Source organism: Hylemonella sp. P2_B10 (genome assembly GCF_056404875.1).
Genome location: NZ_JBFUDE010000002.1, coordinates 318,674 through 343,509, shown reverse-complemented (window position 1 = coordinate 343,509; position 24,836 = coordinate 318,674). Strand labels below are relative to the sequence as shown.

The 24,836-nt window shown below is 65.9% G+C and carries 23 protein-coding genes and 1 tRNA gene; 15 read left to right on the top strand and 9 right to left on the bottom strand.

Features of this window, described 5'->3' with window-relative positions:
- Window positions 1-73 precede the first annotated feature (73 nt).
- From AC1DX2_RS09425 to AC1DX2_RS09405, 5 genes are all read left to right on the top strand, one after another.
- Window positions 74-646: a hypothetical protein gene (locus AC1DX2_RS09425; RefSeq protein ID WP_477196080.1), complete on the top strand. Its 573-nt coding sequence runs from the start codon at window positions 74-76 to the stop codon at window positions 644-646.
- A gap of 13 nt (window positions 647-659) precedes the next feature.
- Window positions 660-1,412, top strand: coding sequence for a c-type cytochrome (locus AC1DX2_RS09420; RefSeq protein WP_477196079.1), 753 nt, complete (start codon window positions 660-662; stop codon window positions 1,410-1,412).
- Window positions 1,409-2,710: a c-type cytochrome gene (locus AC1DX2_RS09415; RefSeq protein ID WP_477196078.1), complete on the top strand. Its 1,302-nt coding sequence runs from the start codon at window positions 1,409-1,411 to the stop codon at window positions 2,708-2,710. The genes AC1DX2_RS09420 and AC1DX2_RS09415 overlap by 4 nt, the downstream gene beginning before the upstream one ends.
- A 97-nt stretch (window positions 2,711-2,807) precedes the next feature.
- Window positions 2,808-3,617 carry a substrate-binding periplasmic protein gene (locus AC1DX2_RS09410; RefSeq protein ID WP_477196077.1) on the top strand — a complete coding sequence of 270 codons (810 nt, stop codon included), beginning with the start codon at window positions 2,808-2,810 and terminating at the stop codon, window positions 3,615-3,617.
- A 128-nt stretch (window positions 3,618-3,745) separates the two neighbouring features.
- Entirely contained in the window at window positions 3,746-4,546 is an 801-nt protein-coding gene (locus tag AC1DX2_RS09405) for a gluzincin family metallopeptidase (RefSeq protein WP_477196076.1), read from the top strand.
- On the opposite strand, the gene AC1DX2_RS09400 is transcribed toward AC1DX2_RS09405, so the two are convergent.
- A complete protein-coding gene (locus AC1DX2_RS09400; protein WP_477196075.1) occupies window positions 4,536-5,327 on the bottom strand; it encodes a ProQ/FINO family protein in 792 nt (263 codons plus the stop codon). The two genes, AC1DX2_RS09405 and AC1DX2_RS09400, sit on opposite strands and share 11 nt — an antisense overlap.
- Window positions 5,328-5,484: 157 nt before the next feature.
- On the opposite strand from AC1DX2_RS09400, the gene AC1DX2_RS09395 reads away from it, so the two are divergent.
- The 3 genes from AC1DX2_RS09395 (at window position 5,485) to AC1DX2_RS09385 (ending at window position 7,224) form a co-directional block, all read left to right on the top strand.
- Entirely contained in the window at window positions 5,485-5,613 is a 129-nt protein-coding gene (locus tag AC1DX2_RS09395; RefSeq protein ID WP_477196074.1) for a hypothetical protein, read from the top strand.
- Window positions 5,614-5,708: 95 nt separating this feature from the next.
- On the top strand, window positions 5,709-6,242 hold the full coding sequence (locus AC1DX2_RS09390; protein ID WP_477196073.1) for a GNAT family N-acetyltransferase: 534 nt from the start codon (window positions 5,709-5,711) through the stop codon (window positions 6,240-6,242).
- Window positions 6,243-6,258: 16 nt separating this feature from the next.
- Complete coding sequence (locus AC1DX2_RS09385; RefSeq protein ID WP_477196072.1) at window positions 6,259-7,224, top strand: FkbM family methyltransferase; 966 nt, start codon at window positions 6,259-6,261, stop codon at window positions 7,222-7,224.
- 67 nt (window positions 7,225-7,291) lie between these two features.
- On the opposite strand, the gene AC1DX2_RS09380 is transcribed toward AC1DX2_RS09385, so the two are convergent.
- The 4 genes from AC1DX2_RS09380 to AC1DX2_RS09365 form a co-directional block, all read right to left on the bottom strand.
- Window positions 7,292-7,367: transfer RNA gene (locus tag AC1DX2_RS09380), tRNA-Lys, on the bottom strand.
- A gap of 184 nt (window positions 7,368-7,551) precedes the next feature.
- Window positions 7,552-8,436, bottom strand: coding sequence for an NAD(P)-dependent oxidoreductase (locus AC1DX2_RS09375; RefSeq protein WP_477196071.1), 885 nt, complete (start codon window positions 8,434-8,436; stop codon window positions 7,552-7,554).
- 85 nt (window positions 8,437-8,521) lie between these two features.
- Window positions 8,522-9,499 carry a GMP reductase gene (locus AC1DX2_RS09370; protein WP_477196070.1) on the bottom strand — a complete coding sequence of 326 codons (978 nt, stop codon included), beginning with the start codon at window positions 9,497-9,499 and terminating at the stop codon, window positions 8,522-8,524.
- Between the two features lie 245 nt (window positions 9,500-9,744).
- On the bottom strand, window positions 9,745-10,494 hold the full coding sequence (locus AC1DX2_RS09365) for a hypothetical protein (protein WP_477196069.1): 750 nt from the start codon (window positions 10,492-10,494) through the stop codon (window positions 9,745-9,747).
- Window positions 10,495-10,522: 28 nt separating this feature from the next.
- Between AC1DX2_RS09365 and AC1DX2_RS09360 the strand changes: the two genes are divergently transcribed.
- The 5 genes from AC1DX2_RS09360 (at window position 10,523) to AC1DX2_RS09340 (ending at window position 17,396) form a co-directional block, all read left to right on the top strand.
- Complete coding sequence (locus AC1DX2_RS09360) at window positions 10,523-12,949, top strand: UvrD-helicase domain-containing protein (protein ID WP_477196068.1); 2,427 nt, start codon at window positions 10,523-10,525, stop codon at window positions 12,947-12,949.
- 423 nt (window positions 12,950-13,372) lie between these two features.
- Entirely contained in the window at window positions 13,373-14,914 is a 1,542-nt protein-coding gene (locus AC1DX2_RS09355; protein WP_477196067.1) for an alpha/beta fold hydrolase, read from the top strand.
- Complete coding sequence (locus AC1DX2_RS09350; protein WP_477196066.1) at window positions 14,911-15,717, top strand: ABC transporter ATP-binding protein; 807 nt, start codon at window positions 14,911-14,913, stop codon at window positions 15,715-15,717. The genes AC1DX2_RS09355 and AC1DX2_RS09350 overlap by 4 nt, the downstream gene beginning before the upstream one ends.
- Window positions 15,714-16,886 (top strand): ABC transporter permease, encoded by a 1,173-nt coding sequence (locus AC1DX2_RS09345; RefSeq protein ID WP_477196065.1) that lies wholly within the window; start codon window positions 15,714-15,716, stop codon window positions 16,884-16,886. The genes AC1DX2_RS09350 and AC1DX2_RS09345 overlap by 4 nt, the downstream gene beginning before the upstream one ends.
- Before the next feature lie 45 nt (window positions 16,887-16,931).
- The gene (locus AC1DX2_RS09340; protein ID WP_477196064.1) at window positions 16,932-17,396 is read left to right on the top strand and encodes a tetratricopeptide repeat protein; all 465 of its coding nucleotides are present in this window, start codon (window positions 16,932-16,934) and stop codon (window positions 17,394-17,396) included.
- A gap of 40 nt (window positions 17,397-17,436) precedes the next feature.
- Here the strand turns inward: AC1DX2_RS09340 and AC1DX2_RS09335 are convergent, their stop codons facing one another.
- The 4 genes from AC1DX2_RS09335 to AC1DX2_RS09320 are packed head-to-tail and all read right to left on the bottom strand — an operon-like array spanning window position 17,437 to window position 20,354.
- A complete protein-coding gene (locus AC1DX2_RS09335; RefSeq protein WP_477196063.1) occupies window positions 17,437-18,186 on the bottom strand; it encodes a twin-arginine translocation signal domain-containing protein in 750 nt (249 codons plus the stop codon).
- Complete coding sequence (locus tag AC1DX2_RS09330) at window positions 18,183-18,983, bottom strand: BPSS1780 family membrane protein (protein WP_477196062.1); 801 nt, start codon at window positions 18,981-18,983, stop codon at window positions 18,183-18,185. Before AC1DX2_RS09330 ends, AC1DX2_RS09335 begins: the two co-directional genes overlap by 4 nt.
- Window positions 18,980-19,984 (bottom strand): homoserine kinase, encoded by a 1,005-nt coding sequence (locus tag AC1DX2_RS09325; RefSeq protein ID WP_477196061.1) that lies wholly within the window; start codon window positions 19,982-19,984, stop codon window positions 18,980-18,982. Before AC1DX2_RS09325 ends, AC1DX2_RS09330 begins: the two co-directional genes overlap by 4 nt.
- 1 nt (window position 19,985) lies before the next feature.
- The gene (locus tag AC1DX2_RS09320; RefSeq protein WP_477196060.1) at window positions 19,986-20,354 is read right to left on the bottom strand and encodes a hypothetical protein; all 369 of its coding nucleotides are present in this window, start codon (window positions 20,352-20,354) and stop codon (window positions 19,986-19,988) included.
- Between the two features lie 66 nt (window positions 20,355-20,420).
- Here AC1DX2_RS09320 and polA point away from each other — a divergent pair, with 66 nt between their 5' ends.
- Both polA and AC1DX2_RS09310 read left to right on the top strand, forming a co-directional pair.
- A complete protein-coding gene (polA, locus tag AC1DX2_RS09315) occupies window positions 20,421-23,222 on the top strand; it encodes a DNA polymerase I (protein ID WP_477196059.1) in 2,802 nt (933 codons plus the stop codon).
- A 2-nt stretch (window positions 23,223-23,224) separates the two neighbouring features.
- Window positions 23,225-24,820, top strand: coding sequence for a sensor domain-containing diguanylate cyclase (locus AC1DX2_RS09310; RefSeq protein WP_477196058.1), 1,596 nt, complete (start codon window positions 23,225-23,227; stop codon window positions 24,818-24,820).
- Window positions 24,821-24,836: the final 16 nt, after the last annotated feature.

Here is a 24,836-nt window from a genome sequence, read left to right as displayed (position 1 = left end):
CCTGCCGCTGTAGGGCAAGGCCACGGGGTTAACATTGGGTTGCGGTTGCCGCGATGTGCCACCGCACAAACCCATGCGCAAGCTGTTCTCGATGCCTTCGGTGCAAATCGCCCTGTGTGTGGCGGGCATGGTGCTGTGTACCTACAAGTTCGGTGCGGTGGGCCTGCTGTGGGGCGCATTGATCGGCTTTGCGTTGCCCATTCCCATCATGAACCTGGTGGCCAACATCCGGCACAAGGCGCGTGAAAAGATGTGGCTGCCAGTGCACGGCAACTACTATGCTTACAAGGACATACGCGTCTATGTGGCGGAGGACGACGACCACTGCCGCTGGGTGCGCATGGCCGATGTGCGGCGCGTGGTCGGCGCCAGCGCCAAGGACAGCGCGATGGCGCAGGTCTACCCCAACGGCTGGCGCCTGACCGGCTCGCCGCCCGAACCCTACATCCGCGATGACGCACTGCACGCCTACCTGAGCAAGGAAAACCGGCCCGTCACCCTGCGCATGGCGGTCTGGGTGCAACGCAACCTGATGGTGCCCGGCGACAAGGTGCGCGCCAAATACGGCATACGGATGGAAAGCTATGCCGCCGAGCCCACGCCAGCGTTTGCACCCACGCAACCCAAGGCACTGAGCAGCAACTGAAGGACAGATGAGCATGTGGAGATGGACTGGTCGCGCGCTGTGGGGCGCGGCACTGGGTTTGTGGGGTTTGTGTGCGGGTGGCATGGCCCAGGCTGCGGGTGTGAAGTTCGAGGACAGCATGGCCCAGCGCACACTGGCCTGCGCCGCCTGCCACGGGCCCGAGGGGCGCGCCGGCACCGATGCCTATTACCCGCGCATCGCCGGCAAGCCAGCCGGCTACCTGTACAACCAGTTGCTCAATTTTCGGGATGGCCGGCGCCACTATGCGCTGATGGCCGGCATGGTGGACCCGCTGAGCGAGGCCTACCTGCTGGAGATCGCCCGCTATTTCTCTGCGCTGGAGCTGCCCTATGCGCCACCGCCGGCCACGCTGAAACCCCCGGCCGAGCAACTGCGCCGCGGCGAGGCGCTGGCACAGCAGGGGGACGCCGCGCGCAAGCTGCCCGCCTGCGTGCAATGCCACGGCCAGACGCTGACCGGCGTGGCGCCCAACATCCCCGGCCTGGTGGGCCTGCCGGTGGATTACCTGAATGCACAGCTGGGCGCCTGGCGCACCGGCCAGCGCCGCGCCCATGCACCCGACTGCATGGCGCAGATCGCCAAACTGTTGACGGCCGACGAGGTGGTGGCCGTCACCGCCTGGCTGGCCACGCGGCCCGTGCCGGCCGACACCCACCCCGCAACTGCCTTGCCGCCTGTCACACCCGCCACCATCGCCCTGACCTGCGGCAGCGCGCCGCAGCCGGCCGCCGGAGGTGCGCGATGAAGCGGCTGATACAAGTGTTGGCAGGTCTGGTGCTGCTGTTGGCCGTTGGCGCCGTCTGGGTGTGGTGGCATGGTGTGCGTGATGCGGCGGATGGCGCCACTGCAGTGACTGCCCCCGCATTGACGTCAACCGACACGGGCACCGCCGGCATGGACGCGGTGGCGCGCGGTGCCTACCTGGCGCGTGCGGGCAACTGCATGCTGTGCCACACCGTGCGCGGCGGCGCGCCGTACGCAGGCGGGCGTGGCATAGAAACCCCGTTTGGCACCGTCTATGCCAGCAACCTGACGCCCGACGCCACCACCGGCCTGGGCCAGTGGACGGCCGACGACTTCTGGCGCGCCTTGCACCATGGCCGTTCGCGCGACGGCCACTTGCTGTACCCGGCGTTCCCCTACACCAGCTACACCCAGGTCACCCGCGCCGACGCCGATGCGTTGTTCGCCTTCCTTCGCAGCCAGGTGCCGGTAGCCCAACCTAATGCCGCACACCGGTTGCGCTGGCCTTACAACAGCCAGGCGGCGCTGGCGGTGTGGCGCGCGCTGTACTTTCGTGCCGAGGGCTTTCAGGCTGAGACTGCCCGCGGTGCCGAATGGAACCGCGGCGCCTACCTGGTGCGCGGCCTGGGCCATTGCAACGCCTGCCATACCGCGCGCAATGTGCTGGGTGGTTTTGATGCCAAGGCCGACCTGGGCGGCGGCGCCATACCCATGCAGAACTGGTACGCGCCCTCATTGGCGTCGCCGTTGGAAGCCGGCGTGGCCGACTGGCAGCCGGCTGAGGTGGTGGGCCTGCTGAAGACTGGCATGTCGCGCCACGGTGCCGTTACCGGCCCCATGGCCGAGGTGGTGCAGCACAGCACCCAGTACCTGAGCGACGCGGACCTGGGCGGCATCGCCCGTTTCCTGAAGGAATTGCCGCAATCGCCCGTCGCCCCGGCGCCGGCCATGGCCGCAGCGCGCAATGCCGTGCTGGGTGCCAAGCTCTACGACAAGCACTGCGCCGCCTGCCATGGCGACCAGGGCGAGGGCGTGTCCGGCGCTTATCCGCGCCTGGCCGGCAACCGTGCGGTGACCATGGCCAACCCCACCAACCTGGTGCAGATCGTGCTGCGTGGCGGGTTCCCGCCGGCCACGCAGGGTAACCCGCGCCCTTACGGCATGCCACCTTTTGTGATGACGCTGAGCGAGGCCGATCTGGCCGCCGTGCTGACGCATGTGCGCGCCTCCTGGGGCAACCGCGCGCCCGAGGTGACGGAGCTGGACATCAGCCGCTACCGGGAAGAGATGGCGCGCTGAACCCGCGCCCGCCGGTTCAGCCAAGCCCGGTATATGATGGTTATACGATGGCGTGGCCGTCACGCTCCGGGGGAGACCACCCGCACCATGGGGAAGCATGGCTGACAGCAGAATCTGGGTGCCCGCCCTGGCCTTGGCGCTCGCCCTGACGCAGCCTGCCCATGCGGCGTCCGTTTGCCGCAAAGTGGTGATTTCCGGGCACCCCGACTACCCACCCACCACCTGGTATGACGGCACGCGCATGCGCGGCGGCTGGCACCTCATTGCCGCCCGGGTGTTCACCGATCTGGGGGTGCCCCACGAGATCAGTTACCAGGGGCCCTGGGCCCGGGTGTTGTCGGCCGCCAAAGGCGGCCAGATCGACATGGTGGCGACACTGAAAAGCAATGCCGAGCGGCAGCTCTACCTGTCGTTTTCCGCCGTGGCGGGCACCCCGGCGCCCATCACCGTGTTCGTGCGTCGCGACGCCGCCTGGGCCACGGCCTATGCCGGCAAGGAAGACCTGGTGGGCAAACTGGGTGGCCGCACGCGCGGCGAAGGCTATGGCGAGGAGGCGGACAACTTTGTCGCCCGCCAGTTGACCACCGAAGAGGTCAGCGGCTTCGACATCAACCTGAAGAAGCTGGAACTGGGGCGGCTGGCCTATGTGATCTCGGGCTACTACCCGGGCACCTCCAAGCTGGCGTTGTGGGGGGTGGAAGACAAGTTCATGCCGCTCAAGCCCAATCTGTCCGAGGACCTGAACCATTTCGCCTTTGTCACCCAGAGTCCCTGTCTGCGGTACCTGGGTGCGTTTGACAAGCGCCTGGCCGAGCTGTTGAGGGACGGCACCGTGGCGCGTTTGCTGAACCAGGGGGTGGAGGACTGGCGCGCTCACGCCGTCAAGGGCGGGCTTCGTCGCCCCTAGCCGGGAGCCGTCGCCCAGGCCTGGCTTCGCAGTGGCCTTGTCCCTACGCTTCGTCATGTGGTGCCGGCCCGGCAGGGCCAGGTGCCGCACAAGGCGAAAGTGGCATTGGAAACAAGGAGCATGCTGTGTTGAAACCATCACGAGGGCGCGCCGGCCGCGCCATGTGGACGCTGGCCGTACTGGTGGCCATGACCCGGCCGGCCTGGGCACTGGAATGGGAGGACCGTGCCCGGGACGGCGTGGCGTTGCGCTTTACCGCTGCTGACCGCGCTCTGGCCGACGCAATCAGTGAGCATGCGGCGCAGGGGCGCAAGGCGGTGGCGCAGTTCTTTGGTGCCGGCTTTCCCGCTGCCTACGACGTCAAGCTGTTCCCCGACCGCGCCCCGCTGACCGATTACTGGCGCCAGCAGGCCAAGGAGCCCGACATGAAGCCCGAATGCTGGATGGTGGCCAACGGCACCGCCCAGGGGCTGACGCTGTTGTCACCGCGCGTCTGGCCCACCCAGGCTTGCGACCACAAGGCCGGCGACAGCGCCGCACTGCAGAAACTGATTACGCATGAGCTGGTGCATGTGTTCCACGGCCAGGCCAATCCCAGCCCGAATTTCGACGGCCTGGACGACATAGACTGGTTCGTCGAAGGCTTGGCCAATTACGCTTCTGGTCAACTGGATGAGCCGCGCCTGCAAAGGGTGCGCACGGCGCTGGCGGCACTGGCTGGCAACCCGCTGCAGCTCAAACAGGTGTGGACCGGGCGCGACCGCTATGGCCAGGCCGGCTCACTGGTGGCCTACATAGACCAGCGCTTCGGCCGGCCCATGCTGCTGCGCATGTTGCGCGGCACATCGCAGCAGCAGTTGCTGGACATGCTGGGCTTGAGCGAGGCGCAACTGGTGGCCGACTGGCGCGCTTCGGTGCTCAACGGCTGAGCTTGGCGCGTGCTATGGCCTGGGCCGTGGCGCCCGGTTCCATGCCGTACATGTCGGCAAACGCGGCCATCGGCTGGCCGCTGGCCTCGAAGGCGCGCAGCAGGGCTTCATCTTTGGCGGAGCGCTCGGCCACCTGGGCCAGCGCGGCGTCCAGTGCCGCGTTGGCGCGCTCGTCCTTGCCACGCACCAGCTCGGCATAGGCTTCGCGCGACAGGCCCGAGGCGTCCAGGGCCTGCACGATGCGCCGCACAAGCTTCGTCCCCAGGTCTTCCTGCGGCGCGCGGCCCTGGCGGCGCTTGAACACCTCTTGCAGTGCGTGGTACACATGCTCGGGGGCCATGTCTTCCACCGGCTGGCCTTGCAGGTCGTGGCGCTTCAGGCCCTCGGCCACCGCGCTCAGGTAGCGGGTGGAGCGGGTGTGCAGCGCCAGCGCAGTTTTCAGCGCCTCGGTGGTGAAGGTGTCGGGGTGCGCCGCCATCAGCTCATGGAAGATGCCGCGTTTGAGCGGCAGGAAGCGGGCACCGAACAGCTGCGGGTACAGGCTGGCGAGTTGCTCCAGCGTGGGGTGCGGCGCGCGTGGCGGCTGCGCAGCGTCACGCGGCCTGTGGGCCGCGTCGGGCGATGGGCGGGTTGGCTGGCGCCGGGGGCCTTGGCGCTTGCGGCCCGGTGCCGGGTGGGCTTGTGTCGGCGGGTTGTCCGCTGGCGTGTTGCCGGGCAGGGCAATTTCGGCCGTGACAGCGGTAGCGTCAGTAGCTTGGGTAACGGGCAAATCTTGGTCCATGGATGCTGCCCCAAGCCTTGGCTGGAGCGATGACGAGGCAAAGGGGCCAATCGTACTGCATGCGCGGTGGTATCTTGCGGCCGGCGACATGGCCCGGGCGTTGCGATTTTCGCCACACCGGCTTGACGCCTGACACGGCCGTCCGCATACTGAAACCATGCAACGTATCCACGCCACTGCAAAAGCCCAGGACCGGTCCGCCATGATGACCCGTTTCATGGCCTTTCTGTTCACCATGCAGGTGGCAGTAGCCATTGCCATTCTGCAGTCAGGAGCGCGGGTCTAGGCGCAGCAACACACACTCAACCCCAAAGGCCCGCTGACTTCAGCGGGCCTTTTGTTTTTACCCGTCGGTTTTTGTTCGAACTTCAGGAGCCCAGCATGAATTTCAGCCTGCGACGATGCCATCTCGGCGACGCCCCCGAAATGACCCGCCTGATGGGCGAATCCGGGGTGTATGCCAACCTGCTGCAAACACCGCACCCCAGCGAGGAGGTCTGGCGCAAGCGGCTGGAGGCGATGGCGACGCCCGGCAACCCCGACCTGATGCTGGTGGCCGTGGCACAGGACGAACAGGTGCTGGCACAGGCTGGGCTGCACAGCGTCAGCCAGAGTGTGCGGCGGCGCCATGCTGCCATGCTGGGCATCGCAGTGTCGTCCGAGGCGCAGGGCAAGGGCGTGGGCAGCGCGCTGATGCAGGCGCTGCTGGACTATGCCGACAACTGGGCCCATCTGCTGCGCATCGAGCTGTCGGTGTTCACCGACAACGCCAAGGCGATACGCCTTTATCGGCGCTTCGGCTTTGAGGAGGAGGGGGTGATGCGCGCCTATGCGCTGCGTGACGGTGTCTATGCGGACGTGCTGGCGATGGCGCGGCTGCATCCCAGGCCGCCGCAACTCCCGCCACGCGGGTAACTGGCATGAGGAGGGCTTGTTCACAGAAATTTCACAATCTTTGTCGGCACCGGGCTATGCTGCGGGTCAATTTCACCATGCGGTATCGCTAGGCAGGCGTGCTTTGAAACTGGCGCAATATGGTCCATGGACCCCAATTCAAACAAGACAGACGGGACGTATGCTGGTTTCTTTTGCGCTCATCTACCTTCGCTATTTCCCCATCCAGGCGGGGAAATGGAGGTTGCACCGTTTTCTACATCTCCATATTGGAAAGCGCAAGGCGGTTGTAAAGGCGAATGACGGCTTTTGCATGCACTGTGACACCACCGATTTCATCCAACGCACGATCTACATGACCGGCACCTGGGACGAGCAGGTGGCCAGGGTTGTGCGAACCTTGCGGCCGGGTGACCTGTTTGTGGATTGCGGGGCGAACGTGGGCTTCTTTTCGTTGCTGGCCGCGTCACGCGGGGCGAGGGTGATCGCGTTCGAACCCAACCCCGCTTGCCATGCAGCACTGCTGGCCAACGCCAAACTCAATGGTTTTCAAATTGACGTGCGCAAGCTGGCGCTTTCCAGCGAGACTGGTAAAGCCGTGCTGCATGTTGAATCTGCCGGCAATGTAGGGGCAGCGACCTTGCGTCACACAGCGGGCGACGCCATGGAAGTGGATATGGATACCTTGGACAACCAGCTTGTCGGTCAGGCCGGCCCTCCGGCCCTGATGAAAATCGATGTGGAAGGGGCTGAAATACGTTTACTGGAAGGGGCACAGCGAACGCTTGCCGAAGTGCCGCGGATCGTGATGGAGGTTTCCGAGTTCAGTCTGACGCAGTTTGGCGGGTCAAAGGATCGGCTGTATGACATCATGAACAAGCAAGGTTACTGCGCCCATACCATTTCAGAGATCAGGCGTTCCAACTCGACCACCACAGCCGTGTATTTCCAGTACGACGTGCTTTTCGCAAGAGAGCAGCCGGTCAGCGCCAGCGCGGCGTGAACGAGCCAATGTAAAAAAGCCTGCTACATATTCTGTAGCAGGCTTTCACAGCCCGAAGGCTTGAGGGTGGTGGGTTCTGACAGGCTCGAACTGTCGACCTACGGATTAAGAGTCCGCTGCTCTACCAACTGAGCTAAGAACCCACGCGAAAACTGTTTGGTGGAAAAGGCCCGGTTGAACACCCGACCTTTCCTGCTTAACGCGGCACCTGTTTTCAAGGCACTGCAATTTTGCAAGTCTTCTATTCTAACAGTATTTTTTCGACGTTCACAGATTGGGTTGTGAAAAATCGGCGCACGCAAGTGCAACGGATTTTTGATCCGCTGCTCAGTGGGATGCCCCGTTCACCCCACGCTGTCGCGCCGCCAGTTCCAGGTACAGCGCGGCATGGTCCAGATCGGCCAGCCCGTGCTGTGCCGCGTCCGCGTATAGCATTTCCAGCAGTTGGGTGATGGGGGTGTCCAGGCCCGCCTCCTGGGCCGTGGCCAGTGCATGGCGCAGGTCTTTAAGTTGCACCGAGATGCGACCGCCTGGCTCGAAGTCCCGGGCCACCATGCGCTGGCCGTGCACCTGCAGCACCCGGCTGTCGGCAAAGCCGCCGCTGACCGCCTCGCGGAATTTGGCCATGGTCACGCCGTGCTTTTCCACCAGCAGCATGGCCTCGGCCACTGCGCCTATGGTGGTGCCAACGATCATCTGGTTGGCCATTTTGCACAGCTGGCCGCTGCCGCTGGGGCCCACCAGCGTAGGCCGGCCCAGCACCTCCAGCACTTTGCGCGCACGCTCGAAGCTGGTGGCCTTGCCGCCCACCATGATGGCCAGCGCCCCCTGTTCGGCACCCAGGGTGCCGCCGGACACAGGCGCATCCAGGTAGGAGATGGCCATGTCGTTGAGCCGGGCCCCTTGCTGGCGGGCTTGTGCGGGTGCAATGGAGGACATGTCGATCAGCACCGTGCCGGGCCGCACCGCGCGTGCCACGCCCATGGCAAACAGCAGCTCTTGCACCACCTCGCCATTGGCCAGCATCAGGATGACGAAATCAGCCTCGCGCACCGCTTGCAGCGGGCTGTCGTGCACGGTGGCGCCGTGCGGCTGCAGGCGCTCGGCCTTGGCACGGGTGCGGTTCCAGGCCTGCACGCGGTGCCCGGCCTCGCACAAACGGCGGGCGATGGGGAAACCCATGAAACCCGTGCCCAGCACCGCAATGTTCATTGGCGCTCCAATGCCGGTCGGCGGCGACAGGGTGCCTTCCGCCTTGACCTGCTAGCGAGGTTATAGCACTTGGCGCGCGGCCTGGCTACATCAGCAGGTGTTCGCCGGCGTTGTCACCGCCCAGCGTCACGTAGTTGACCTTGCGGATGTCCATCAGCTTGAGCCCACCGGCGTAGCTGATCGAGCTCTGGATGTCCTGCTCCATCTCCACCATGGTCTCAAGCAGCTTGCCCTTGATGGGTTCCAGGATGCGCTTGCCTTCCACGTGCTTGTACTCGCCCTTGTTGAAGTCGCTGGCCGAGCCGTAGTATTCCTTGTACAGCTTGCCGTCCACCTCCACCGTCTGGCCGGGGCTTTCCTCGTGGCCGGCCAGCATGGAACCGATCATCACCATGGTGGCGCCAAAGCGCACCGACTTGGCGATGTCGCCATGCTCGCGGATGCCGCCGTCGGCGATGATGGGCTTGGTGGCCACGCGGGCACACCATTTCAGCGCCGACAGCTGCCAGCCGCCGGTGCCAAAACCGGTCTTCAGCTTGGTGATGCAGACCTTGCCCGGGCCAATGCCCACCTTGGTGGCGTCGGCGCCCCAGTTTTCCAGGTCAATCACTGCCTCGGGCGTGCCGACATTGCCGGCGATGACGAAGGTGGCGGGCAGCTTGTCCTTCAGGTAGGTGATCATCTCTTTCACCGTGTCGGCATGGCCGTGCGCGATGTCGATGGTCACGTAGTCAGGCGCCAGCCCTGCAGCCACCAGCTTGTCCACCGTTTCGTAATCAGCCCGCTTCACGCCCAGCGAGATCGATGCGTACAGGCCCTTGGCTTTCATGTCGCGCACGAAGGCCACGTTGTCCAGGTCAAAGCGGTGCATCACATAGAAGTAACCGTTGGCGGCCAGCCATTGGCAGATCTCGGCGTTGACCACGGTTTTCATGTTGGCCGGCACCACCGGGATGCGAAAACGCCGGCCGCCCAGCTCGGTGCTGGCGTCGCATTCAGAGCGGCTCTGGACGCGGCATTTGCGCGGCAGCAGCAGGATGTTGTCGTAGTCGAAGATTTCCATGAGGGTTCACTCCAGTCCCAAGTCTTGTCGGGACGGCGCAGGATGGGCCATGGAAAGATGAAGCCGCCAGCGCCGTCTCAACCGTTACAGAAAAAACGTTGGGGCGCTTGGGGTGTGAGCCGGTTGGGTGGCCGGCAAGCGGCCACAAAAAACCGGACCACAATTGCTTGGGCCCGGTGATTGATTCTACTACTTTGGCGCTTGCGCGTGTTTGCCGGTGCCGCCACCAGGGGTTTTGCGGGGCTTCAGTCGGTTTGTAGGCAGCGCGATTGCGCTGCCGCCAGCACCCGCCCCTGGCCGTCCTGCACCCAACCCACCACGCCCAGGCGCTCGGCCCGGGTGCCGCCGGGCAGGCTCATGATTCGCGAATCGCTGAAGGACAGGCTGGCGCCGCCACCCTGGGCGGTTTCGGCCCAGTTCCAGCGCGGCTGGTGCGTGTTGCGCACCAGGCGGCGCGCCAGCTGCGTGCCGTCGGTGCCGGCGGCGATGTTCTCCACCACCGCCAGCCACACGTTCCAGCCGTGCTGCTCGGCAGCCTTGACCAAATCCGGCGGCAATGCCAGTGCGATGGATGCGCCCACGTAGCCGTTCAGCACGCCGCCGTGCGCCACGCGCAGCTGCAGGCCACGCAGGGCGTATTTCGGCTGCGTCCACTGCACCGTCTTGGCCGGTAGCGCTTGGCCCAGCGCCTGCAGGCGCCACAGGCTGTCGCGCAGGGCGGCGGCGGACAGCGGCGCGTCCTCGCCCTGGCTGCCGGGGGCGATCCAGTCCAGCGCCAGCGTGCCCGCCGGCGGCTCGCCACCAGCCTTGTCGGCCCAGCAGGCCTCGCAATCGGCGTTCAAAAAGCGTTCCAGCAGCACGATGGGTGCCGTCTGGCCGTCGCTGGAGCAGGAAGACTGGGCTTGCGCGGCCGTGGCCAGCAGCAGGCTGCCCGCCAGCAGCGCGGCAAAGACCCTGGTCGGGGCGGGTGGGGTGCAAGGGGCACGAAGGAGCAAGGGGCGCGTCTTTCTACAATGGATGCATATGTTCCCCGAGATTACACAACAACAGCAGGCTGAGTGGCTGGATTCACCCCTGCTGCTCAACCTGAACCCTGAGCAGCGCGCCGCCGTCGCCCTGCCGGCCGAGCATGCGCTGATTCTGGCCGGCGCCGGCTCCGGCAAGACCCGGGTGCTGACCACCCGCATCGCCTGGTTGTTGCAGACCGGCCAGGTGTCGCCCGGCGGCATCCTGGCGGTGACTTTCACCAACAAGGCGGCCAAGGAGATGATGACGCGGCTCACCGCCATGCTGCCGGTCAACGTGCGCGGCATGTGGATAGGCACCTTCCACGGGCTGTGCAACCGCTTCCTGCGCGCGCACTACAAGTTGGCCAACCTGCCGCAGGCGTTCCAGATTCTGGACACGCAGGACCAGCTCAGCGCCATCAAGCGGTTGTACAAGCAGTTCAACGTCGATGACGAGCGCTTTCCGGCCAAGCAGACGCAGTGGTTCATCGCCGCCTGCAAGGAAGATGGTCAACGCCCCGCCGCCGTGGAGGCACGCGACGACGACACGCGCAAGAAGGTGGAGATTTACCAGCTGTACGAAGACCAGTGCCAGCGCGAGGGCGTGGTGGATTTTGGCGAGCTGATGCTGCGCAGCTACGAGCTGCTGCGTGACAACGACCCCATACGTGAGCATTACCACCGGCGCTTTCGCCACATCCTGATCGACGAGTTCCAGGACACCAACAAGCTGCAGTACGCGTGGATCAAGATGCTGGCCATGGCGCCCCAGAGCGCCGCCGGCACGCCTTACGCCAGCCCGCCCAGTGCCGTGCTGGCGGTGGGCGATGACGACCAGAGCATCTACGCCTTTCGCGGTGCGCGGGTGGGCAACATGGCGGACTTTGTCAGCGAATTCCGCGTGCAGCACCAGATCAAGCTGGAGCAAAACTACCGCAGCTACAGCAACATCCTGGACTCGGCCAACGAGCTGATCAGCCACAACAAGAAGCGCCTGGGCAAGAACCTGCGCACCGACCAGGGCCCCGGCGAGCCGGTGCGCGTGTTTGAAGCCACCAGCGACTTTGCCGAGGCGCAGTGGATGGTGGACGAGATGCGCCAACTGGCGCGCGACCAGGGCGCCGTGCCCGGCATTTCGCGCAACGAGATGGCGGTGCTGTACCGCAGCAATGCGCAAAGCCGGGTGATCGAGACCGCGCTGTTCAACGCCGGCCTGCCCTACCGCGTGTACGGTGGCCTGCGCTTCTTCGAGCGCGCCGAGATCAAGCACGCGCTGGCCTACCTGCGCTTGCTGGAAAACGCCAACGACGACACCAGCTTTTTGCGCGTGGTCAACTTCCCGCCGCGCGGCATCGGTGCGCGCACGCTGGAGCAACTGCAGGACACGGCCAAGGCGGCAGGCTGCGCCTTGCACGACGCCGTCACCGCCCTGACCGGCAAGGCCGGCGCCAATTTGCGCGCCTTTGTGGCCAAGATCGATGTGCTGCGTGAGCAGACCCAGGGGCTTAGCCTGCGCGAGATCATCGAGCTGGTGCTGGACCACAGCGGGTTGATCGAGCACTACAAGGCCGACCGTGAAGGCGCCGACCGCATCGAAAACCTGGAGGAACTGGTCAACGCCGCCGAGAGCTTCGTCACTCAGGAGGGTTTTGGCCGTGACGCCGTGGCGCTGCCGGTGGACGAACTGGCTGCCGTGGCCCCGGACGCCGAGACCGGCGAAACGCTGTCGCCGTTGGCGGCCTTCCTGACGCACGCCGCGCTGGAGTCTGGCGACAACCAGGCCAATGCCGGGCAGGAGGCGGTGCAACTGATGACGGTGCATTCGGCCAAGGGCCTGGAGTTCGATTGCGTGTTCGTCACTGGGCTGGAAGAGGGCTTGTTCCCGAACGAAAAATCCATGAACGACTACGACGGCCTGGAGGAAGAGCGCCGGCTGATGTACGTGGCCATCACCCGCGCGCGCAAGCGCCTGTACCTGAGCCATTCGCAAACCCGCATGCTGCACGGCCAGACGCGCTACGCCATCAAGAGCCGCTTCTATGACGAGCTGCCCGAAGCCGCGCTGAAGTGGATCACGCCGAAGAACCAGGCTTTTTCGTCTGGCATGGGCATTGGCGGCAGCGGGTACAGCGGCGGTTATGGCAGCGGCTACGGTGGACAGGACAAGTTTGGTGGCGGTGGTGGCTCGGCCAGCTACGGCGGCAAGAGCTACGGTGGCTACAACCGCGACAGCGGCGTGTTCGCCAGTCCGCCGGTACCACCCCAGAAGGCCGAGCCGGCGCATGGCCTGAAGGCCAACATGCGGGTGTTCCACAACAAGTTCGGCGAAGGCACGGTGGTGTCGCTGGAAGGCGCCGGCGACGACGCCCGGGCGCAGATCAACTTCCCGCGCCATGGCGTCAAGTGGTTGGCGCTGAGTGTGGCGAAGTTGACGCCGGTCTGAACCAGCGCAACCCACCCAAATCCGTTCGGGCTGAGCCTGTCGAAGCCTGGGTTTGAGGGCGAGGCTTCGGAATTCAGGCCACGCTGGTTGGCAAGGATCATGCCGACGCGGCACTCGGCTCCGCGGCTGTCCCCCGGCCTGCGGCCTCCTCCTTGATGCCGCTGCGCCGAATGCCGCATCGACCTGATCCCGCGAACATGGTTGGCGTGCCCGCGTTCCAGCGTGGCGCGTGCCAATTGACCCGATGTCGCTGGGGCGTTTGGCGGAGCGGAATCAAGGGGGAGGGCCGCAGGCCCGGAGGACATCCGCGTAGCCACGCGCACCAGTGACGTCGGCAGCCACCAATGACCGGTCAACCGGAAGTTCGACCATTCGTCCAAAACCGGCAGATACCAGAGCGCGGCCAAGGCATACTCCGGCCTCATGAAACCTTGTTCACGTTTTTCCACAGGCCGCTGGCTGGTCATCGCCGTGGCCATTGCGGCCGCTGTGGCATCCGGCAAGCACGCGCAGGCCGCTGATACGCCAGCGGCGGCGCCAGCCAAGCCTTGCCGCGTCGCCGGCATCAAGACCGAGGTGCTGTGCGGCGAAGTGCTGCGCCCGCTGGACCCGGCCCGGCCCCATGGCGTCAAGATCAGCGTGCACTACCTGGTGGTGCCGGCGCTGGCGCGGCGCAAGCTGGCGGATCCGGTGTTTTTTCTGGCCGGCGGACCGGGGCAAAGCGCCATCAAGGTGGCACCGCTGGTGCTGGGCAACCTGGGGCGCTTGAACAACCGGCGTGACCTGGTGTTTGTGGACCAGCGTGGTACCGGGCGCTCGGCGCCGCTGGAGTGCCCGTCCGAGCGGCAGCAGCCGCTGGCGCGGCAGGTGGACGCCAAGGCGCGTGACGCCATGCTGGCGCAGTGCTTGGCCCAGTTGCAAAAGCTGCCCTATGGCGACCTGCGATTTTTCACCACCGTGCTGGCCAGCCAGGACCTGGACGCCGTGCGGCAGGCGTTGGGGGCCGAGAAGATCAACCTGATCGGCGGCTCCTACGGCACCCGCGCCGCGCTGGACTACATGCGCCAGTTTCCCCAGGCCGTGCGGCGCAGCGTGATCGATGGCGTGGCACCGCCCGACATGGTGCTGCCCGCCAGCTTTTCCACCGACGGCCAGGCGGCGCTGGAGTCGCTGCTGCGGGCTTGTGAGGCCGAGGCCGCCTGCGCCAAGGCGCATCCGCAGTTGCGCGCCAACTGGGCCACGCTGCTGGGCAGCCTGCCCAAGTCGGTGGTGCTGACCCACCCGATGACGGGGGAGGGTGAGCAGGTGACATTGACCAAGGAAACCGTGCTCAGCCTGGTGCGCATGCCGCTGTATGCGCCGTCGCTGGCCTCGGCGCTGCCGCAGGCCATTGATGACGCCGCCTTGCGCGCCCGCTATGAAGGGCTGCTGGGCCTGGGTGGCGGGCTGGGTGGGCGGCGCGCGCTGGAATTGGCCATGGGCATGCATTTCTCCGTGGTCTGCGCAGAAGACTATCCGCGCCTGAAGCAGGCCACCGATGTGCCGGGCAAGGATTTCGGCGCCGACATGGCCCAGGTGTATCAGAGCGCCTGTGCCATCTGGCCGCGTGGTGAGGTGCCGGCCGCCTTTTACAGCGTGGCGCCTGCCGGCGCGCCCACGCTGCTGCTCAGCGGCGGGCTGGACCCGGCCACACCGCCGCGCCATGGCGAGCGGGTGGCGCGCGCACTGGGCTCCCAAGCCCAGCATGTGGTGGTGGCCAACGCCGGCCATGGCGTGATGAGCCTGGGCTGCATGCCCGATGTGCTGACCCGCTTCATCGACGTGGCAGCTGAGGGCACAGCCCGCGTGGATGCCAGCTGCGCCACCCGCATACCGCGTCCGCTGGCCTTTGTGCCGGTGGCGGCGGTCGCCGACGCGCTGCCTGCGCCGGGCGCTCCGGCCGGTGCGACAGGAGGCCGGCCATGATCCACATCGAACACCTGGCGCGCAGTTTCGTGGCGCCGCCCGACCCCAAGCACAAGAAGATGTTCTCGCTCAAGCGCGCCAAACCCACGGTGGTGCATGCGGTGCGCGACGTCAATTTCACCGCACCCAATGGCCAGATCACCGGCCTGCTGGGCCCCAACGGTGCCGGCAAGACCACCACCCTGCGCATGCTGGCCGGGTTGATCCCGCCCGAGGCCGGCCGCATGGAGGTGGACGGCGTGGATGTCGCCAGCCAGCCGTTGCAGGCGTTGGCGCGGCTGGGCGTGCTCAGCGACTCGCGTGGCCTGTACCCCCGCCTGACGGCGCGCGAGAACATTGTTTACTTCGGCAGCCTGCAAGGCATGGCGCGTGACCAGGCGCAGGCGCGCGCCGAAGAATTGGCGCGCATGTTCGACATGTTGCCGCTGCTGGACCGCCGCACCGACGGCTTCAGCCAGGGCGAGCGCATGAAGACCGCGCTGGCCCGTGCGCTGGTGCACAACCCGGCCAACATCGTGCTGGACGAGCCGACCAACGGCCTGGACGTGCTGGCGACGCGGGCACTGCGCGAGTCGCTGCGCTTCCTGCGCTCACCTGAAGGTGGCGGCAAATGCATCGTGTTTTCCACCCACATCATGCAGGAGGTGGAACGCCTGTGCGACAGCGTGGTGCTGGTGTCGCACGGCCGCAGCGTGGCCAGCGGCACGGTGGACGAGTTACTGGCGCACACCGGCGAGCGGGATTTCGAGGAAGCCTTCGTCAAGCTGGCGTTTGGCGAAGATTCACAGGGGGAGGCTGCATGAAGTTTTCAAGCACGGCGTTGGCCGTATTCAGAAAAGAGATGCTGGACGCGCTGCGCGACCGGCGCACGCTGTTGGTGGTGCTGGTGACCGGTGTGCTGATGGGGCCGCTGATACTGATTGCGCTGTCCAGCTTCATCGCCGGCCTGGAGGCGCGTGCCGAGAAGCGCGAGGTCTATGTGCTCGGCCTGGCCCAGGCGCCCAGCCTGAAGAATTACCTGGAGCGCCAGACCTGGACGGTGAAGGAGCCGCCGGCCGATTTCGAGGCATTGTTGCGCACCTCCAAGTTCGGCGACCCGGTGGTGGTGGTGCCCAAGGATTTCGAGCAGGGCTTGCGCCAGGGCGAGACACCGGTGCTGGAGGTGGTCAGCGACAGCGCCAACAAGCCCGCCAGCGCCGGCACCCGCCAGGTGTTGCAACTGCTGCAGGGTTACAGCCGCGAGCGCGCGGGCCTGAGCCTGGCGCTGCGGGGCGTGTCCGGCGCCTTGCTGGCGCCCCTGGAGGTGCAGGAGCGTGACCTGGCCAGCACGCAGACGCGGGCGATACAGATCACCGGCATGCTGCCTTTCTTTGTTGTCATGGCGGTGCTGTATGGCGCGCTGAATGCCGCGCTGGACACGACAGCCGGTGAGCGTGAGCGCGGTTCGCTGGAGCCGCTGGCCATGAACCCGGCCTCCAGCCTGGCGCTGGTGCTGGGCAAGTGGGGCGCGGTGGCCACCGTGGGCATGCTGATCGCGCTGCTGAACTGCCTGAGCTTCATCCCCGCGCAGTGGCTGTTGCGCAGTGACACGCTGCAGGCCATGTTCCAGTACGGCGCGCGCGAGGCGGCGCTGTTCCTGGTGCTGCTGCTGCCGCTGGCCGCCGCCTTGTCGGCGGTGCTGATGGCGGTGGCGATACGCTGCAAAAGCTTCAAGGAAGCCCAGGCCAACACCACGGTGGTGGTGCTGGGCGTGTCGCTGATGCCCATGGTGACGCTGTTCAACCAGGAGGGCGAGGCCGGCTGGCACCTGTGGGTGCCGGCGATGGCGCAAAACCTGCTGATGACGCGGGTGCTCAAGGGCGAGGGCTTCAGCGCGCCGCAACTGGCCATTCCGCTGGCGGTGTGCGTGGTGCTGACGCTGGTCGGCCTGTGGTTCGTGGCGCGCCATTTGCGCCGGGCTGCGGTAAAGTAGCCAGCGGTGGCCACCCCATCACATTCGGCCACAAGGAGATCTGCGATGAAGAAGAGCCTGATTGCCGCGCTGGCACTCACCTCCGTGGTGGTGTGCGGCACTGCGTTTGCCGCCGACACCTTCAGCGGCCCCAGCACCTCGGAGCGGCTCACCGCTGCACGCAAGGCCATCGAGGCCAAGGACTGGGCGCGCGCCAAGACCGAACTGGACGCCGCCTGGCGCGAAGACCCGCGCAATGCCGACGTGCACAACCTGCTGGGTTACAGCTACCGCAAGCGCGCCAACCCCGACCTGCCCAAGGCCTTCGAGCACTACAACACGGCGCTGAAGTTGAATCCCAACCACAAGGGTGCGCACGAGTACATCGGCGAGGCTTACCTGATGGACAAGAAGCCAGCAGAGGCTGAAAAGCACCTGGCCGCGCTGGAGAAGATTTGCGGCAACAAGACCTGCGAAGAGTACGAGGACTTGGCCAAATCGATCGCGGCGTACAAAGCTGCGAATAAATAAGCGCCAGCCCTTGGGGTGACTGCTCGGCGGCCAGCTTCGCCTAGTTGAACCCTGAGTACCCTGGCTTGGGCTCGTCCATGTACCCGCGGCCGTCCTTGATGCCTTTGCGGCCCATCACCTGCCAGCCGGTGCGGTCGCCAATCAGCGCCGCCAGGTATTCCAGCTCTTCGTCGCTGTGGTTGATGGCCTTGGCCGGCGTCAGCGTGCGGCCATTCTTGGGCTCCACCTCGCTCCAGAATGACTGGTGGTACATGGTCTGGCTGGTGGCCTTGTCGCCGCCGCTGGCGGCCAGGTCCACCGTGCCGTAGCAGTTGCAGAAATAGCTGCGCCCGCCCTGGTTGGCAGGCACCTCGGTGTAGACCCCGGTGCCGCGTATGCCGGCCGTCATGGTGGGGGTGACGATCTGGCGGTTGCTGCCGCGCCCGAAGGTGCTGACCACCGCGCCGGTCAACAGCCGCAGCAGGCTCACCGCGAACAGCGAGCTGCCACCCTCCACCGCCAGATCGCTGTTTTGGCGCAGCTGGAAGGCCGAATTGCCGACCACGAACACCACATTGGCGCCGGGGCCGGTGACCACGCGGTCGCCGGTCTGGATGCTTTGCTGCGCGTCCAGCCGTTTGCCGTTGACGGTGGCGTCACCGGTCAACTGCACGATGTTGGAGCGCTGTTGGGCCTGCGCGGCGCCATAGCCGCCCATGGCTGTCCAGGCGGCGGCGGCCTTCAGGAAGTCGCGGCGCTGGTACCACAGCAATTCCGCCTCGGTGCGGCCTTGCAAGGTGTGCTGTGTCATGGCGTCTCCTCAGGAATCAGAGCTTGTTCGGCCTCCGTCAACTCGAACGTATCACGGAACGTGAAGAAAATCGAGGTGAAGGTCATGGCCGTCATCAGCATGATCAGTGGCCCCATGCCATTGAGCACCCAGGCCTGGCCGCCGATTGCCATCAGCACGGCAACCGCCACCAGGACCATCGCGAACAGCACGGCCGACCATAGCAAGCTGTACACCAGATACGCCAAAAAATTCCGTTTGGATGCCACCATGCTGAAAAACAGGCTTTTCAGCGGCGGCAGGCCGGCAAAGAAGGTCAGCGCCGGTGAGTGCCAGAAGAAAATGGTCAGCAGCAGGTTCAGCACCATGCTGAGCATCAGCGCCCAGACGAAGCGCGGGTTTTCCAGCGCGGTGGCGGTGACGCTCTCGCCGCTCAGATACTGGCGGGCCAGTTCACCACCATCCACCAGCGTGCAGATGCCCAACACCAGGGCGATGCCCACCGCCCACCACACGCCCAGCATCAGCATGGCGCGGGCGCGCTCGCGTCCGTGGCGAAAGGCCCCCAGCATCAGCCCCGGCATGGGAAAGCGCCCACGGTCAGCCTCCCGCGTGGCCAATATCATGCCCAGCGTTCCCGCAGGCACCAGCATGATCTTCAGCAGCGCGCCCACCCAGGGCACCAGCCCCACCAGCCATACCGCCGCCATGAACATGAAAAACTGGCCAGACAAGGCCAGCGGCTGGCGGAAAAAGGTGCGCAGCCCCAGCTTGACCCATCGGGTGCCGACACTGGCGGGCAGGACGTTGAGCTTCATGCCGGCTCTTCCACCGGTTGGGTCGGCACCATAGCAAAGGTTTGCCCCAGCTGGGCCAGTCGACCGCGCAGCACGCGCTCGAAATGCGTGGGGTCATGTGCCTTCAGCATGGAGGCCTCGCGCGGCAGGTGGTAGTCCCACAGGCGCGAAATCCAGAAGCGCAGGGCGGCGGCGCGCAGCATGGCCGGCAGCAGCGCGCGCTCAGGCCCGGTCAAGCGGCGTTCGGCATCGTAGGCGGCGACGAAGGCTTGCGCGCGAGCGTCGTCGGGCCGGCCGGTGGGCAGGTCTACGCACCAGTCGTTCAGACACACCGCCAGGTCAAACAGCCAGCTGTCGGTGCCGGCGAAATAGAAGTCGAAAAAGCCGCTCAGGCGCGGGGTGTCGCTGTCGGCGTCCTCAAACATCACGTTGTCGCGGAACAGGTCGGCATGGATGGCGCCACGCGGCAGGGCCAGGTAGGCCGAGGACTGGGCTACATGGTTCTGGTAGGCCAGTTCGGCGCTGAGCAAGGCCTTTTGGGCCTCGTCAACGTGCGGCAGCACCACGGGCACCGTCTCGTTCCACCAGGCCAGGCCGCGCAGGTTGGCCTGCTGCATGTCAAAGCTGCGCCCGGCCAGGTGCATCCTGGCCAGCATGGCACCCACCACGGCGCAATGCCGTGCGCTGGGCGCCAACTGGCTCTTGCCGCTGAGGCGGTTCACCACCGCGGCCGGCTTGCCGTTCACCGTGTGCAGGATGTCACCGTCTCGGTTGGCCGCCGGGTCGGGTACCGGGATGCCATGGCCGGCCAGGTGCTTCATCAGCCGCAGGTAATAGGGCAATTGCTCGAACGTCAGCCGCTCGAACAGCGTCAGCACGTAGCGGCCTTGGGCCGTGTCGGCGAAATAATTGGTGTTTTCTATGCCGCCTGGGCAGCCGTCCAGGCTTTGCAGCTCGCCCAGGCCCAGTTGCTCCAGCAGTTGGCTTGCTTGCGCGAACGTGACTTCGGTGTAGACCGCCATCCTAGAAACTCAGCACTTTCCACACCCGTTCGCCGTTACCGCGCGCCCCGCCTTCGCGTGTCAGCGCCGGCGGGCTGTTCTTGCCGTCGGTGGGCAGGATTTCATAGGCCGGCAGGCCGGATTTGGGCTGCACCGTGATGCGTTGTGTCTCGCCGCCCACGCGCAACTCGTCGATTTTGGCGTTGTCGTCTTCCACATGGATGCGCTCTATGCGCTGGTCGGGCCGGCCGGCGGGCGGCTCGGCCCGGGTGACCGGCGCCACGGTTTTGGGGGCTGTGGCCGTGCCGCTTTGTGCCCAGCCGGCGACCGGCAAGGCGATCAGCAGGGCCAGGGCCAACGCGGGATGGGTCTGAGAGGGAAAACGGCGCATGATGAGGGGATTGTAGACAGGTGCGGTGGGCCTTGGCTGGCGCCGGTGGGCAGGCACAATGGAGGGATGAGCGATATTCAGCCTTCTGAACAAAAGACCCTGTTGCTGGTCGATGGTTCCAGCTATCTCTACCGGGCCTTCCACGCCATGCCTGACCTGCGCGCGGTACCGGGCGACCCGAGCAGCCCGGCCACTGGCGCCATACGCGGCATGATCAACATGCTGCAAAAGCTGCGCAAGGACGTGCACGCCGACTACGCCGCTTGCGTGTTCGATGCCAAGGGGCCGACTTTTCGCGACGCCATCTACCCCGCTTACAAGGCGCAGCGCTCGCCCATGCCGGACGATTTGCGCGCGCAGATCGAGCCCATCCACGAGATGGTGCGCCTGCTGGGGTGGACCGTGCTGGACGTGCCCGGCGTGGAGGCTGATGACGTGATCGGCACGCTGGCGGTGACCGCCGCGAACCAGGGCATCAACGTGTATGTCAGCAGCGGCGACAAGGATCTGGCGCAGCTGGTGAATGAGCACATCGTCATCGTCGACTCGATGAACGACCGGCGGCGCGACCTGGCGGGTGTGGAGGCCGAATTCGGCGTGCCGGCGCGGCTGATGATCGACTACCAGATTCTGGTCGGCGACAGCGTGGACAACGTGCCGGGTGTGGAGAAGGTCGGACCCAAGACGGCCGCCAAATGGTTGCAGGAGCATGGTTCGCTGGAAGCGTTGATCGCCAATGCCCACACCATCAAGGGCGTGGCCGGCGAAAACCTGCGCAAGGCCCTGGACTGGCTGCCCACCGGCCGCCAGCTGCTGACCATCAAGACCGATTGCGACCTGTCGCAATGGCTGAAGGACCTGCCGGCGCTGGACCAGCTGGCTTACGCCGAACCAGACACCGCCCGCCTGAAGACGTTTTACGAACAATTCGGCTTCAAGGGGCTGGCCAAGTCACTGGGTGACGGCTCAGCCGCCTTTGCGGCAGGCGGCGGCACCAAGGCGAGCAGCGCCGAGCCTGGCCTGTTTGACGAGCCGGACGCGCCGCCGCCCGCAAGCAAGGTGTCCACGCTGGCCTACGACACGGTGATGGACTGGGCGCTGTTTGACACCTGGCTGGCCCGCCTGCAAGCCGCTGAGTTGGCGGCGATAGACACCGAAACCACGTCGCTGGACGAAATGCGCGCCGAGATTGTGGGCATCAGCTTCAGCGTCAAGCCCGGCGAGGCAGCCTACATCCCGTTGACGCACGACTACCCCGGTGCGCCCGAGCAGCTGTCGCGGGACGAGGTGCTGGCCAGGCTGAAACCCTGGTTGGAGGATGCGAGCAAGCTGAAGCTGGGCCAGCACATCAAGTACGACCGCCATGTGTTTGCCAACCACGGCATCGAGGTGCAGGGCTATGCGCACGACACCATGCTGCAAAGCTATGTGCTGGAAGTGCATAAGCCGCATGGCCTGGCCAGCCTGGCCGAACGCCACCTGGGGCGCAGCGGCATCAGCTTTGAAGACCTGTGTGGCAAGGGCGCGCACCAGATTTCGTTCAACCAGGTGGACATCGCCAAGGCGGCCGAGTACTCGTGCGAAGACTCGGACCAGACGCTGGACGTGCACCTGGCGCTGTGGCCCAGGCTGCAGGCCGAGCCGGGCCTGCTGTTCATTTATGAGCTGGAGATGGCCTCCAGCGAGACGCTGTACCGCATCGAGCGCAACGGCGTGTTAATCGACGCGCCGCTGCTGGCAGCGCAAAGCCAGGAGCTGGGCCAGCGCATCGTGCAGCTGGAGGCGCAGGCGCATGAGCTGGCCGGCCAGCCGTTCAACCTGGGCAGCCCGAAGCAGATTGGCGAGATCTTCTTCACCAAGCTGGGCCTGCCCGTGGTCAAGAAGACCGCCACCGGTGCCCCCAGCACCGATGAAGAGGTGCTGGAAAAACTGGCGGAGGACTTCCCGCTGCCGGCCAAGATCCTGGAGCACCGCAGTCTGTCCAAGCTCAAGGGCACCTACACCGACAAGCTGGCGCTGTTGGCGCTGCCGCGCACCGGGCGCGTGCACACGCACTACGCGCAGGCGGTGGCCATCACCGGCCGCTTGGCCAGCAACGACCCCAACCTGCAGAACATCCCGATACGCACCACCGAGGGCCGGCGCGTGCGTGAGGCCTTCGTGGCGGCATCAGGCAACCTGATCGCCAGTGCCGACTACAGCCAGATCGAGTTGCGCATCATGGCCCACATCAGCGGTGACGAGTCGCTGCTGCATGCCTTCCACGCCGGCATCGACGTACACCGCGCCACCGCTGCCGAGGTGTTCGGCGTGGCGGTGGAGCAGGTCAGCAGCGAGCAGCGCCGCTACGCCAAGGTGATCAACTTCGGGCTGATCTACGGCATGAGTGCTTTTGGCTTGGCGCGCAACCTGGGCATCGACAACACCGCCGCCAAGAACTACATCGAGCGCTATTTCCAGCGCTACCCCGGCGTCAAGCGCTACATGGACGAGACCAAGCTGGAGGCCAAGGCCAAAGGCTATGTGCAAACGGTGTTCGGGCGGCGGTTGTACATGCCCGAGATCAACTCGCCGAACGGCCCACGCCGTGCCGGTGCCGAGCGTGCTGCCATCAACGCGCCCATGCAAGGCACGGCGGCGGACCTGATCAAGCTCAGCATGGTCAAGGTGCAGCAGGTGCTGGACCAGGAGCAGCGCGGCACCCGCATGATCATGCAGGTGCACGATGAACTGGTGTTCGAGGTGCCCGAGGCCGAGGTGGACTGGCTGAAGCTGGAAATCCCGCGCCTGATGGCTGGCGTGGCCGACCTGAAGGTGCCGTTGCTGGCCGAGGTAGGGGTGGGGCCGAACTGGGACAAGGCGCATTGACCATGCAGGGATTGGGCGCACGCTTTCAGCACTGGATTGAGGAGTCTCCCTACCTGTTGACGCTGGGGATCATGCTGCTGTGTGCGCCGTTTTTAGTGGTGCTGTGTTGGCTGGCAACGGCTCGCTGGGCCGACGACGAGTACGGCCAGTTGATGGCCAGGGCCAACCAGGCGCTGGACCAGCGGCAGCAGCAGTTGGCGCAGGATTTCGACGTCGCGCTGAACCAGCTGATTGGCCTGCCCGAGTACCTGAGCGGCGAGCCGCGCCTGCAAAACGCGCTGGCGCGGCCCAATGACCCCATGGCGGCCACCACCGCCAGCCGGCTGCTGAGCAACAGCGCACGCTTCTGGATGGTGGAGCTGGTGTACCTGATGGACGCCAAAGGCCAGGTGCTGGCTGCCAACAATTTCGAGACCCCGCAGACCGTGGTGGGCAAGAGCTTTGCCGACCGCGACTATTTCAAACTGGCACTCGCCGGCCAGCCCAGCCACCAGTTTGCCGTCGGGCGGGTCACCGGGGTGCCGGGCCTGTATTTCTCATTCCCGGTGCGCGCCAGCGGCAAGGTCATTGGTGTCGTCACCGTCAAGGCCGACATGGCGCAGATTGGCCTGCGCATGCGCCTGGCCGGTTGTCTGGTGGCGGATGACCTGGGCGTGGTGGTGCTGGCTGACCAGCGCGACTACCTGTTCCATGCCCTGCCCGGCGCGCCAATACTGAAGGCCGACACTGCCAGTCGCCTGCAGGTGTATGGGCGTGCCGAGTTCCCGCAGCTGCACCTGGAGCCAGCCCGGCGCGCCCGGCAGCCCTTGGTGGAGGTGCTGGGGCCGCGCGACAACCTGGTGCTGCGGCGTCAGTTGCCGATCGCCGAGGAAGGTCTGACCGTGCATGTGATGGAAGACCTGGACGGCCTGGTCGTCATCGACAGCCAGCGCCAGTGGCTGTTCATCGTGGCGTCCGCTGGATCGGTGCTGGCGGTCTGGGCGCTGGTGATGACGACGCTGTTCGTGCTGCGCGCTCAGGCGTATCGCCGCCATGTGCTGCGTGCCAACCAGGACTTGCGCAGCCTCAACACCCAGCTCAAGCAGCAGGCCGAGTCTGACTTTCTCACCGGCAGCATGAACCGGCGGCGCTTTTCCGAAGCGCTGGGCCAGGAGGTCGCACGCAGCCACCGGCAGAAGTACCCGCTGGCCATTGCCATGTTCGACCTCGACCACTTCAAGCGCGTCAACGACACCCACGGCCACGCCGTCGGCGATAGGGTGCTGCAACGCTTTGCCGAGGTGGTGCGCCAGCACATACGCGTCAGTGACAGCTTTGCCCGTTTGGGTGGCGAGGAATTCGCCGTGCTGATGCCCGATGCCGACCAGCCCTTTGCCACCTTGGCGCTGGAGCGCATGCGCAAGCTGGTGGCCGATGCCGCAGTGGCGCTGCCGGCCGGCGGGGCGCCGCTGCACGTGACGGTCAGCATAGGCGCCACCGCACTGGGCCCTGGCGACGATGCCGACAGCTTCATGCGCCGGGCGGATGCCGCCTTGTATGCGGCCAAGAGCCAGGGCCGCGACCAGGTGGTGTTTGTGGCGGCGCCGCCTGCCGCGTAAGTCCGTACCGGCGGTC